The 11,660-nt window shown below is 36.2% G+C and carries 11 protein-coding genes; 8 read left to right on the top strand and 3 right to left on the bottom strand.

All coding sequences use genetic code 11. The features are described 5' to 3' along the window. Positions 1–3: 3 nt before the first annotated feature. The 5 genes from yiaK to DFQ03_RS03220 all read left to right on the top strand — a co-directional run bounded on the left by yiaK (position 4) and on the right by DFQ03_RS03220 (position 4,606). Positions 4–1,017: a 3-dehydro-L-gulonate 2-dehydrogenase gene (gene yiaK, locus DFQ03_RS03240; RefSeq protein WP_208295882.1), complete on the top strand. Its 1,014-nt coding sequence runs from the start codon at positions 4–6 to the stop codon at positions 1,015–1,017. Between the two features lie 60 nt (positions 1,018–1,077). Beyond that, on the top strand, positions 1,078–2,352 hold the full coding sequence (locus DFQ03_RS03235) for a serine hydrolase domain-containing protein (RefSeq protein WP_133671585.1): 1,275 nt from the start codon (positions 1,078–1,080) through the stop codon (positions 2,350–2,352). A 100-nt stretch (positions 2,353–2,452) separates the two neighbouring features. Then, positions 2,453–2,782, top strand: coding sequence for a hypothetical protein (locus tag DFQ03_RS03230; RefSeq protein ID WP_133671584.1), 330 nt, complete (start codon positions 2,453–2,455; stop codon positions 2,780–2,782). 8 nt (positions 2,783–2,790) lie between these two features. After that, a complete protein-coding gene (locus DFQ03_RS03225; RefSeq protein WP_133671583.1) occupies positions 2,791–3,111 on the top strand; it encodes a tellurite resistance TerB family protein in 321 nt (106 codons plus the stop codon). Positions 3,112–3,286: 175 nt separating this feature from the next. Then, complete coding sequence (locus DFQ03_RS03220; protein WP_133671582.1) at positions 3,287–4,606, top strand: TlpA family protein disulfide reductase; 1,320 nt, start codon at positions 3,287–3,289, stop codon at positions 4,604–4,606. Here the strand turns inward: DFQ03_RS03220 and DFQ03_RS03215 are convergent. Together DFQ03_RS03215 and DFQ03_RS03210 are read right to left on the bottom strand one after the other, a co-directional pair. Then, complete coding sequence (locus DFQ03_RS03215) at positions 4,603–5,262, bottom strand: aspartate kinase (protein WP_133671581.1); 660 nt, start codon at positions 5,260–5,262, stop codon at positions 4,603–4,605. The two genes, DFQ03_RS03220 and DFQ03_RS03215, sit on opposite strands and share 4 nt — an antisense overlap. Before the next feature lie 88 nt (positions 5,263–5,350). Beyond that, positions 5,351–5,710, bottom strand: a complete 360-nt coding sequence (locus DFQ03_RS03210; RefSeq protein ID WP_133671580.1) for a YraN family protein — start codon at positions 5,708–5,710, stop codon at positions 5,351–5,353. 185 nt (positions 5,711–5,895) lie between these two features. Here DFQ03_RS03210 and DFQ03_RS03205 point away from each other — a divergent pair, with 185 nt between their 5' ends. Beyond that, positions 5,896–7,389, top strand: a complete 1,494-nt coding sequence (locus tag DFQ03_RS03205) for a DUF1800 domain-containing protein (RefSeq protein ID WP_133671579.1) — start codon at positions 5,896–5,898, stop codon at positions 7,387–7,389. A gap of 11 nt (positions 7,390–7,400) precedes the next feature. Further along, positions 7,401–9,104 carry a DUF1501 domain-containing protein gene (locus DFQ03_RS03200; RefSeq protein WP_133671578.1) on the top strand — a complete coding sequence of 568 codons (1,704 nt, stop codon included), beginning with the start codon at positions 7,401–7,403 and terminating at the stop codon, positions 9,102–9,104. A gap of 57 nt (positions 9,105–9,161) precedes the next feature. Here DFQ03_RS03200 and DFQ03_RS03195 read toward each other — a convergent pair whose 3' ends face one another. Further along, positions 9,162–9,341 (bottom strand): hypothetical protein, encoded by a 180-nt coding sequence (locus tag DFQ03_RS03195; protein ID WP_133671577.1) that lies wholly within the window; start codon positions 9,339–9,341, stop codon positions 9,162–9,164. A gap of 210 nt (positions 9,342–9,551) precedes the next feature. Between DFQ03_RS03195 and metG the strand changes: the two genes are divergently transcribed. Further along, complete coding sequence (gene metG, locus DFQ03_RS03190) at positions 9,552–11,633, top strand: methionine--tRNA ligase (protein WP_133671576.1); 2,082 nt, start codon at positions 9,552–9,554, stop codon at positions 11,631–11,633. Positions 11,634–11,660 lie beyond the last annotated feature (27 nt).

The following is an 11,660-nucleotide window of genomic DNA, read 5'->3' as shown; positions in this document are numbered from 1 at the left end:
GTTTTGAGCGAAATAAAAGTTTCATCTGAAGAAATGAAATCTGTATTGGAGAGTTTGTTCATCAAACACTCATTTACGAAAGCAAAATCAGCAGTACTGGCTAGAATACATACCGAAAGCACCTTAGATGGTATTTATTCCCATGGTATTAACAGAGTGCCCGTTTTTATAGATTATGTCGATAAAGGCTTAATCAAGACAGATGCTATTGCGACCAAAACAGCATCAATGGGCAGTATGGAACGATGGGATGGCAATTTGGGGTCTGGAATACTAAATGCCATAACATGTACAGACCAAGCTATTCACTTAGCCAAAACTCATGGAATGGGTTTGGTAGCACTAAAGAACACCAACCATTGGATGCGTGGCGGAACGTATGGTTGGCGCGCAGCAGATCAAGGTTGCATTTCAATACTGTTTACCAATACCATACCCAATATGCCAGCTTGGGGAGGAAAAGAAAATAGACTAGGTAACAATCCGTTTGTTATCGCTATTCCTAGAAAAGAAGGTCATGTAGTTTTAGATATGGCACTTTCACAATTCTCATTTGGAAAAATGCAAAGCTTAGATCTAAAAAATAAAGAACTTCCCTTTCATGGTGGTTGGGGTTCTAATAATGAGCTCAGTAAGCATCCTAGAGACATAATGGATTCTGGACGTGCTTTACCAGTAGGCTATTGGAAAGGCTCTGCTCTTTCTATGATATTAGATATGTTGGCGACTTTACTATCCGCAGGGAATTCTACTTACAAAATCGGTCTGAAAAAAAATGAAACAGCACTTTCGCAAGTATTCATGTGTATAGACCCAAGTACTTTCACAGATACCGAAATACAACAAAATCTGTTAAACGAAATTATTCAATTTACCCGCGACGGACCTCCACTGCAAAAAGGAGATAGCACATTTTATCCTGGAGAGCGAACATTAGCGACTAGAAAAAAATCAGAAATAGAAGGTATGCAAGTAAGTAACAAGATATGGGAAGAAGTACTTCAATTATTAGGGTAGACGGAAAATTCAGTTATTTAATTTCGTACTTTTAAATACCCTAAAACCAACTTACTCAACATGAAAAAACTACTATATAGTATTTTATTTCTCTTAATTGCCACTTCGTGTAAAGAAGAAAAGAAGGAAGAGGCATCTTCGCAGGCTATTATAGAATCTAAAATAATCACTGCTGCCGCAAAAGCCCGTATTGACTCAGTCCTTCAAAAGTTCGTAAAATCGGGAAATATTGCAGGTGTATCTGCACTTATTGTTGAAAACGAAAAGGAGGTGTATTACAATGCTTTTGGTTATGCTGATATTAAAGCGAGCAAACCAATGGAAAGGAACACCATTGTTCAAATATATTCCATGACCAAGCCTATTACCGGCACCGCGTTAATGACACTCTTAGAAGAAGGAAAATTCAAGTTAGACGATCCTATCTCTAAATACATTCATGAATTTGAAAAAATGACGGTGTATACGGGAGTAGATAAAAACAACAAAGTTCTTACAGAACCTTTGCAAAGAGAGATAACCATTAGAGACATTACTAGGCATACAGCAGGTTTTCCGAACAGAGATGACATACCTGGATTGAGTAAGTTAATGAAGAATGCAGACGCCATGAACAGAGAAAATACGTTGACACAAATGGCAGAAAGGATGGGGAAAACACCATTATGGTTTCAACCCGGTACGCAGTGGGAATACGGACCAAGTGTAGATGTTCAAGCCTTATTGGTCGAAAGAATTTCTGGAATTCCTTATGATGAATATGTACAAAAACATGTTCTTGACCCTTTAAAAATGCACGAAACCAGGTATTATATTCCCGAAGAAGATAGAGACCGATTTGCCAAATTATATATTAGAAAAGGTGAAGGTGATTTGATACAAGATTCTATAACATATAGTAATTATACCGAACATTGGCCATTAACACGAGGTGGATCAGGCCTCACATCAACATTAGATAATTACATGCGCTTTGCCCAAATGCTCGTTCATGAAGGCAGTTTAGATGCTGTGCAAATACTGAAACCAGAAACCGTGCAACTAATGGCTACCAATCAATTAGCAGATAGTATCACAGAACGGTCTTGGCTACCTAGCAAAGGGCAGGTAGGTTTTGGTATTGACTTTGCAGTTCGAGTAGCACCACCGAAAACTCCTGAAGAAAATAATGGCGTTGTGGGTGAGTTTTACTGGGATGGCGCCGCTTCTACCCTTTTTTGGGTAGATCCAGTAAATAAGTTGTCCGCAGTGCTGTTCGTACAGCTTTTTCCATACGATCAAATAAACCTTCATAAAGAATTTAGAGATGCCGTCTATGGTCCGTATCCGTTTTAGCAATACAACTCTTACATTGTTAATAAGCTCGAACAACAAGTGTTAAAGAATACTAAAAATTATGTTGTTTTTCATATCTTTCAACTCCTAAATATTAAGTATGGAGTTTGAAGAGTTTGTAAAAGCCGCCTTTGTTAAGATGATTCATGAAGTTATAAAGGCTGACGGTAAAATTCATCCTGCAGAAGTGGAAACCTTAAATAAACTTAAAGGCATCATTGGTTTTGACGATGCATTTTTAGAACGCGCAAAATTGTTAGAGTATGACAATGCCTTAGTTACTCTCTACAATTTACCGCATGATCAGAAAAAAGCCTTAGCAGAGATTCTTGATGAAGTTGCTATATCTGATGGTGCTATTCATAAAAAAGAAATGGATCTTATTATTGAGACATTTATAAATATTGGTCTTGGAGAAGAAACAGAGTAGGTAAAAGTATGATAGATTTTACAAAAGAAGAGAAATTAGCTTTAGTAAAAATGGTAGACTATGTTATTCTAGCAGATAGCAAGGTAGACCCTGCAGAAATGCGATATCTTACGCAACTCATGGACCGTTTTACTTTTGATAGTTTTTTTGTAGGCCAAGCTAGAAACTTGAATAAGGACAAAGCTTTTAAAATTCTTAACCTAATGTCTTTACCTAAAAAGAAAGAAGTTGCCAAACTTTTAGACGAAGTGGCTATTTCCGATGGTTTTGTTCATGATAAGGAGCTTCAAAAAATAGCTGAAGCCCTTGGTCATATGGAGATTAAATAAGAATTATCATAAGCTTTTCAAAATTAAAGCCCACAATTGCTTTCTGAATATTACTTTTATCGACTTTATAGTACGCTTCATTACATCAGCATTTTATGTAGATTTCTAGAAACATAATAGCTCAATATGTAATTTGCACTATACATATTGGTTCGACAATTGTTTTATAAAAAGTATGAAAGTTCTTATTAGTATTTGCCTCTTATTTATTTCATTAAGTATTCAAGCACAAGGCTCCATAGCCGGAAACTTTTCTCCTCCTAAAGATTTTAAATGGTTGATAGCCTATGAGCTGACACCGAATGGTGAACGCTATAGCGTTGACAGCGCTGTTAGAGACGGATCATTTAAACTAGAAATGCCATTAACTGCTCAGGCGGGCATGTATAGATTGGTATATGCCGTACCACAAGATGAGTTTTATATCGATATTATTTATGATAAAAAAGAAGATGTAAAATTCAATTTCAATCTTCAAGATGGCTTGACCATTACAAATTCAGAAGAGAATAAGTGGTATAGAGAATACTTTTCTAAGATAACTGCTGCGCAGGATAAGCTGATAGGATTTTATGAAACCAATAACGAATCGAACAAAGAGTACGTAAGCATCATAAAAGAATTAAATGAAATACAGAGCTCTTTTGAAGAAAAGCATGCTACTACTATTGCCCACAAATTCATTAAGGCGAACAGAAGCTACATTCCGTCAGAATTTGAAGATTTAGATATATTTCTTAAAAATAAAAAGCAACATCATTTTGACCATTTAGCAATTAGTGACCCTGTTCTACAAGGTTCTAATTTCTTAACCGATAAATTCGCTAGTTATGTTTTTTCTGCACTGCCTAGCGATATCTCTACAAAAGAGCAATTAGCAATTGAGGTAAACAAAAACGTAAAGACTACGGCAGCGTTTATTAAAACCACTCCGATCGGTTTTCAAGAAAGGTCAATGCATCAATTATGGAAAATAGCCGATGTAAACAATATGACTAGCGTGCAAGATTATATTTTCAAAAACCATTTGAAGAAATTAGCAATAGCCAACAATAACCAAAAATTGGTCGATGAGGTAGAACTAGCATCTCGATTAAGAATTGGAGCAATATCGCCAGATATTACGTGGGAGGCAAATGACAAAAAACATTCACTTTTAACGATGAAAGAAGCTGATAATTATCTACTGGTTTTTTGGAGCAGTACGTGTTCGCATTGTTTAAAAGAGCTTCCTGCATTGCATAAAGAAATAGAGGATTATGAAAATCTAAAGATCATAGCTGTAGGGCTAGAAGATGATGATGTTAATTGGAAAGAAGTTTCTGCAACATTACCAGGCTTTAACCACGCCATTGCATTAGGTAGATGGGAAAGTGATTATGCACATACTTTTGGCATTCAAAGCACACCTACCTATTTCATATTGGATAGTGAAAAACGATTCTTGGCAAAACCAGAATCTGACAAAGAAGTCGTAGAGTTTTTAGAAGACTAAAGTGCTTTTAAATCTTTTATTGTTTTAAAGGCTATATCTACTTGATCATCATTTACTAAAATTGTAAATTCATTTGTTGTTGAGATTACTTCGTAAAGAACAATCCCTTCCCAAGCTAATCTTTGAAAGATAAAGTAATATATACCAGGTACAGAAACATTTTCTGCGGGTAGTTTTACGGTAATCGATGAAAGTTCCTCAGATTTTTGAGTACACTTTTCGTCTTTAAACAGTCGCTCGACTGTTTTATCCATCACATTACTAATTACAATGTTGATTTCGTTTACACCACGGCTAGAAGTATAGAATACATCTTGATTGTTATTGATTTCTTCAAGCAACTTGGCTTGATGCACCAATATTTTATCTGAAGCTAAAAAAGTATAATCCGTTAGTGAAGAACGAACGGTTATCTCGCCAATATTCTTCAATACTTTTAAAATTTTGTGGGTAGCCCTAAATTCCAGATCATCAGACAGGCGCTTCAATGCCATAACTATTGCACCATTACGTATGTCTTTACCTAATTCATGCTCTATCTCTGGCTTAACTATCCTTGATAGTGATGTAAGATTGATGATTCCTTGTGCTAGAGCACTTTGCAAAAATGGCTTTTTCTTAATGTACTCTTCAACGACTGATGATATTGTTTTCATTTTACTGTATGGTTGTTGTGCAAATATAACAACTTGTTATAAATAAAACAAAATGTTTTTTAATAAATCTACTCATTTAGTAGATTATTTAGAAATGATAAAAGGCAGATTTTAAATGTTCTAGCTCAAATTTGCTCTTATTCTTTAAAATAGTAATGATATCGAAACGTACCTCAACATCAAGATTATTGTCGGTAACATAGTGGTCGGCGGCCATAACCAATAGCTTTATTTTTTTAGGTGTAACCGTCTCTGCGATATTCTCAATAAAATTTGAACTTCTTGAACGCACCTCAACAATTGCCAACACATCTTCCTTTTTAGCAATAATATCTATTTCGGCCTTTAAGTATCTATAATTTTTATACTTGATGGCATACCCGTTTTTTTTAAGATAATCTACAGCGATCTGCTCTCCCTCTTTACCAAATTCATTATGTTTTCCCATGATATAGTTCGCAAATTATGTAATTCATCGAAAAAGTAGGAATTTCAACGCCTTTTTACCAATAAATCTCGTTATTTGAAATCTTATTATCGAAAATAGATAGTTTTAAATACTATACCAAATTTCGAAACGTTTAGCATAGAAGCCCCAACTCTACGAACGTAATACAAATGCCTATTTAAGATATGGAATATTTCATTAATTGTAATACTTCTACTCTTGCTCCGTATACAGCTAATTTAAATCAGCTAAGAGCATCTCATTTATACCGCCGATTAGGTTTTAGTGCCTCTGTGGCCACTATTAATCAAGCAACGGGTCAATCTGCCGGTGCATTGGTAGATAGTTTAATAGATGAAGCGCTGAATATGCCAGAAATAGCTACACCTGCTTGGGCAAATTGGAACAATGACAATTACCCTGCAGATAGCGATGCGAGCAATCAACTAAAGAGAGAACAGAAATCTGAGTTTCAGTTGGCTTATGCCAATAGTTTATTGAACAACAATTTAAGAGATCGATTAAGCTTTTTCTGGAGTAATCATTTCGTTACTGAATTAGACGTATATAATTGTAACGCTTATTTATATGATTATATAGATTGTCTTCAACGTAATTCTATCGGTAATTTTAAAACCTTTACTAGTGAAATTGGCTTGACCAATGCCATGTTATACTACTTAGATGGCGTGTATAACAATGGTAATAATCCTAATGAAAATTATGCTCGTGAATTGTATGAGCTATTTACTTTGGGGGAAGGTAACGGCTATACTGAAGAAGATATTATTGAAACAGCAAAAGCCTTAAGTGGTTATGTAGAGCGTGGTGAAGTTGGTTGTTCACCTGTAGCATTTGACGCTACCAAGCATGATGCGGGTTCTAAAACGATATTAGGGCAAACCGGTAACTGGGGATATGATGATGTAATCAACATACTTTTCGAACAAAGAGCTCCTGAAATAGCTGAATTCATCTGCCGTAAATTATATGAATTTTTTGTGCACCCAGATTCTAGAGATGACGCCAATAACGCACAAATGATTATAGACGGCATGGCTGCCACATTTGTAACCAATGACTTTGAATTGGCACCGGTTTTAAGACTATTATTTAAGAGTCAGCACTTTTTCGACGATGAAGCAATAGGGGTAATTATAAAAAGCCCGGTAGATTTCTATTTTAATACGCTAAACGAATCTGGCTTCAATTATACTGATACGAATGTTGCCGAAATGGTCAATTATAGTGCATTATTAAGTCAAGAAATATTTGAACCTTTCGATGTTGCCGGTTGGCAACGAGATAGGTCTTGGATCAACACCAATTTTATGATTGGGCGTTGGCTTACCATTGAAAGCATATTAGAAGAATTCTATATGGCCGACAATGAGCAGTTTAGAACATTCGGACTAGAGATATCTGGTAATGCCGGCTTAACAAATTCAAATCCAGATGTCGTAGCAAGACTGATAATCGATTTCGTTTTAGCTAAGGGACTTCTAAATGAAGAAGAATATGCCAAGGCCTTTGCCATATTCAGAAGCGATGTAGAAGATGTTTACTACGAAGGTGGTAATCAAGAATCTTGGACATTGGGCACTTGGCAACAAGGTCCGTTTCAAGTATACCTTCTTTTTCAATATTTAGCTAGACAACCTGAGTTTCAATTAAAATAACACCTACTTCTATGTGCAATACACACCACTCACCATTTAAAGGCCTACAACATGATGGCCATGATGAAGAACATAAAACATGGAGCAGACGCTCTTTTTTACAAGCAATGGGCATTGCAGGCTCAGGCTCAATGATGCTAGGTGCTAATATGTTATCGGCTTCTGCCCCATCGCCATTAACGGCGGGTATTGCAGCTGCTGAAACAGATAATATTTTAATCTTGATTCGCCTTTCAGGTGGTAATGATGGTTTAAGTACGGTCATACCTATTGCACAATACGATAGTTATGCCAATGCAAGACCGAATATTTATATACCAGAAAGTAAGGTTTTAAAATTAACCGATGAATTCGGTGTACCATCTTATATGAACTCATTGGCACCAATGTGGGACCAAGGTCAGTTTAAAGCTGTGCACGGTGTAGGTTATGAAGGCCAAAGTTTATCTCACTTTACAGGTTCAGATATATTTGCGAATACAGACATAGAAACTACAGGATTTAGCGGATTAAATACCGGATGGATGGGTAGACACTTCGAAAACATGTATCCAGATTACTTAATTAATCCACCAGCGGCACCAGCGGCCATACAAATCGGACAATTTGGTAGTTTGGTATTTCAAGGTGATGAAACCAATTATGCATTTGTGACATCTAACGTAGACCAACTAGAGGAAATTGCAGAATCTGGCGTTGTCTATGGTTTAGATGATACCTTGTTCAATGATTGTATGTACGGTGATCAGTTGAAATTTTTAAGAGGAGTAGCAAATACAACTTATGAATATTCTGGTATTATACACGATGCATACACCCGTGGGCAAAATCAAGTTGAATATCAAGACAATAGTTTTGCTCGCCAATTGGCACTTATTGCAAGATTAATAAAAGGTAACCTTGGTACAAAGGTGTATATGATTTCAATGGGCGGTTTTGACACTCATGGTAATCAACCACAGGCACATGCCAATTTAATGACCAATTTATCTGTAGCGGTAAACAACTTCTACGAAGATATCGCCTTTACCCAGCAAGATGACAAAGTGTTGAGCATGACCTTTTCTGAATTTGGGCGACGAATTTTTGAAAATGGCTCTAATGGTACAGACCATGGTAAAGCAACACCGACCTTATTTTTTGGATCAGGTTTAAATGGTAGTGCATTTGTTGGCGACCACCCAACCCTAGACGACCCAGATGGAAGAGGAAACTTAGAATACACGATGGATTTTAGAGATCTCTACGCCACCGTTCTAGCAGAATGGCTATGTGTAGACATACCATTGGTTGAAGCACATTTATTGAATTACAAACCATATGTACCTGTAGATTTAGGCTTTAGTTGTAGTGGAGAAGCTTTCCCCGAAATTGCGTATAGCGATGGTGAGGTTACGCCACCTGTTTACCCAGATGAAGAAGCAGAAACTCCGTTTAATCCAGACTTAATAAATGCCGTTGTTCATAAACCTTTTTATCCAACGGATAGTACACCACATATCTATTTAGAAATGCCATTTTCGGCACATGTAGATATAGAACTTTTTAATATTCTTGGTCAGAAAGTCGGCACCGTTTTCAATGAAATGATGTTCGAAGGTTCTACCGAAATAAATATACGAGAGCGCATGCCCGAACAGCTATCAACAGGTAAGTACATTTATCGCATTAATGTACAAAACCAAAAAATGAGTAAATCAGTGATGGTAGCTTAATTTGTTTCCCACTATGTAAAAAGCCCTATTCAATTAAATTGAATAGGGCTTTTTATTTTATGCCAATTTCGAGTTGTTCATTTTAGACTCAAATCGCAATTCTTTTATGACTCTATGGTTCTTGTCTTTGTAAAGGCGCACAACATCTTCTTTACTTGTTTGTGTCTCTTTACTTTCTGTATTAAGTTTCTCTAAACTTTTATCAAGCTTTAGCTTTTTAGAATTACCAACACCCATATGTTATAAGTTTTAGTTAATAAATAAGTTTTTTCTTACAATAGAACAGATTTTTAACCGTTTTAGTATATTTTTTACTTGCATAAACCGGCTTTAAATCAATCCGTATTAAAATATTGACTCAAATTCCATTTTAGAACAAGTTACAATTCAGAAGTAATTAGTTATTCTCGCATCAAATTCAGTATTTTTGTAGCTTAATTTATTTTGATGTCCGATATTAAGTTACCCTCTAGATATACGATTACTGCTGCTTTACCATACACAAATGGTCCAATACATATTGGTCATTTAGCCGGCGTTTACGTGCCAGCAGATATTTACGCTCGTTACTTAAGATTAACAGGTAAAGATGTTGCCTTTGTTTGTGGTAGCGATGAACATGGTGTAGCCATTTCAATGAAAGCAAAAAAAGAGGGCGTAACCCCAAAAGATATTATTGATAAATACCATGCAATAATTAAGCAGTCTTTTGTCGATTTTGGTATAACGTTCGACAATTACTCTAGAACGTCTGCACAAGTACATCACGATACGGCATCTGATTTTTTTGTAAAGCTGTATGAAAAAGGAGATTTCATAGAGGAAACTACTGCTCAGTTGTACGATGAAGAAGCACAACAGTTTTTAGCAGACCGTTTTGTCATAGGCACTTGCCCAAAATGTGGCAATGAAGAGGCATACGGTGATCAGTGCGAAAACTGTGGATCAAGTTTAAATGCAACGGATTTAATAAATCCGAAATCAACTATTACCGGAACCGTACCCACAACCAAAGAAACAAAACATTGGTTTTTACCTTTAGATCGATATGAAGAGTTCTTAAGAGACTGGATTTTAAAAGGTCATAAAGATGATTGGAAGCCAAATGTATATGGCCAATGTAAATCATGGATCGATGGCGGGTTAGAGCCTAGAGCGGTAACCAGAGATTTAGATTGGGGAATACCCGTACCCGTTGAAGATGGAGAAGGAAAAGTATTATATGTATGGTTTGATGCACCTATCGGATATATTTCATCAACCAAAGAATGGGCAGCCCGTGAAGGAAAAGATTGGGAGCCCTACTGGAAAGATGAAAACACAAAATTAGTTCACTTTATTGGGAAGGATAATATCGTGTTTCACTGTATTATTTTCCCTTCCATGCTAAAAGCGGAAGGAAGTTATATTTTACCGGAAAATGTGCCTGCAAACGAGTTCTTGAACTTAGAAGGCAACAAACTATCTACTTCTAAAAACTGGGCAGTTTGGCTTCATGAGTATTTGGTTGATTTCCCTGAGATGCAAGATTCGCTGCGCTACACATTAACAGCTAATGCTCCAGAAACCAAGGATAATGATTTCACCTGGAAAGATTTTCAAGCCCGAAACAATAATGAGTTAGTAGCCATTTTTGGTAATTTCATTAACCGAGTGGTGGTATTGACCAATAAATATTACGATGGTAAAGTACCCGCTGCAGGAAGCCTAACCGATGTTGATACCGAGACACTTGAACAATTAAGAAAGTACCCAGAAATAATTTCAAACTCCATTGAACGCTATCGTTTTAGGGAAGCTGGTCAAGAACTAATGAACTTAGCTCGCTTAGGTAATAAATACTTAGCCGATGCAGAGCCTTGGAAAGTGATTAAAGTTGATGAAGAACGTGTAAAAACAATTATGAACGTTGCTTTACAAATAGCAGCAGGATTAGCGGTTCTGAGCGAACCATTTTTACCATTTACATCTAGCAAGCTTAAGAATATCTTAATTCTAACTTCAACTGAGGGTAGCCCAAGTCTTAATTGGGATGATGTTTCAACAAAAGAAGCATTGCTACAACCTGAACATCAAATTAACCAAGCAGAGCTTTTATTTAGAAAAATTGAGGATAGTGAAATACAAACACAATTAGACAAACTAGAGGCAACCAAAAAAGCGAACGAGAACGAAAACAAAAAAGCAATGCCACAAAAAGACACCATTACATTCGACGATTTTTCTAAATTGGATATGCGTGTAGGTACAATTATAGAAGCTGAAAAAATGGCAAAAGCTAAAAAACTTTTAGTTCTAAAAGTGGATACCGGTTTAGATGTTAGAACAATAGTATCTGGCATTGCAGAAAGCTTTAAACCAGAAGATATCGTAGGTAAAAAGGTTACCGTACTAGTCAACTTAGCACCAAGAGCATTGCGTGGTGTAGACAGTGAAGGCATGATACTTATGACCGAAAACACAGATGGTAAATTAGTATTCGTTAACCCAGATGAAGATGGGGTTGGTAATGGTGAAGGGATAAGCTAGATTCTTCTCAAAAAAACTACAATTATA

This window comes from Maribacter caenipelagi, assembly GCF_004364175.1.
GTDB lineage: Bacteria > Bacteroidota > Bacteroidia > Flavobacteriales > Flavobacteriaceae > Maribacter > Maribacter caenipelagi.
The sequence above is the reverse complement of the archived record's forward strand: the minus strand, read 5'-3'. Positions and strand labels throughout refer to the sequence as shown.

Coding starts and splice junctions, on each gene's coding strand:
- DFQ03_RS03235 (WP_133671585.1), top strand. CDS start 1,078: ATGAAAAAACTACTATATAGTATTTTATTTCTCTTAATTGCCACTTCG.
- DFQ03_RS03230 (WP_133671584.1), top strand. CDS start 2,453: ATGGAGTTTGAAGAGTTTGTAAAAGCCGCCTTTGTTAAGATGATTCAT.
- DFQ03_RS03225 (WP_133671583.1), top strand. CDS start 2,791: ATGATAGATTTTACAAAAGAAGAGAAATTAGCTTTAGTAAAAATGGTA.
- DFQ03_RS03220 (WP_133671582.1), top strand. CDS start 3,287: ATGAAAGTTCTTATTAGTATTTGCCTCTTATTTATTTCATTAAGTATT.
- DFQ03_RS03215 (WP_133671581.1), bottom strand. CDS start 5,262: ATGAAAACAATATCATCAGTCGTTGAAGAGTACATTAAGAAAAAGCCA.
- DFQ03_RS03210 (WP_133671580.1), bottom strand. CDS start 5,710: ATGGGAAAACATAATGAATTTGGTAAAGAGGGAGAGCAGATCGCTGTA.
- DFQ03_RS03205 (WP_133671579.1), top strand. CDS start 5,896: ATGGAATATTTCATTAATTGTAATACTTCTACTCTTGCTCCGTATACA.
- DFQ03_RS03200 (WP_133671578.1), top strand. CDS start 7,401: ATGTGCAATACACACCACTCACCATTTAAAGGCCTACAACATGATGGC.
- DFQ03_RS03195 (WP_133671577.1), bottom strand. CDS start 9,341: ATGGGTGTTGGTAATTCTAAAAAGCTAAAGCTTGATAAAAGTTTAGAG.
- metG (WP_133671576.1), top strand. CDS start 9,552: ATGTCCGATATTAAGTTACCCTCTAGATATACGATTACTGCTGCTTTA.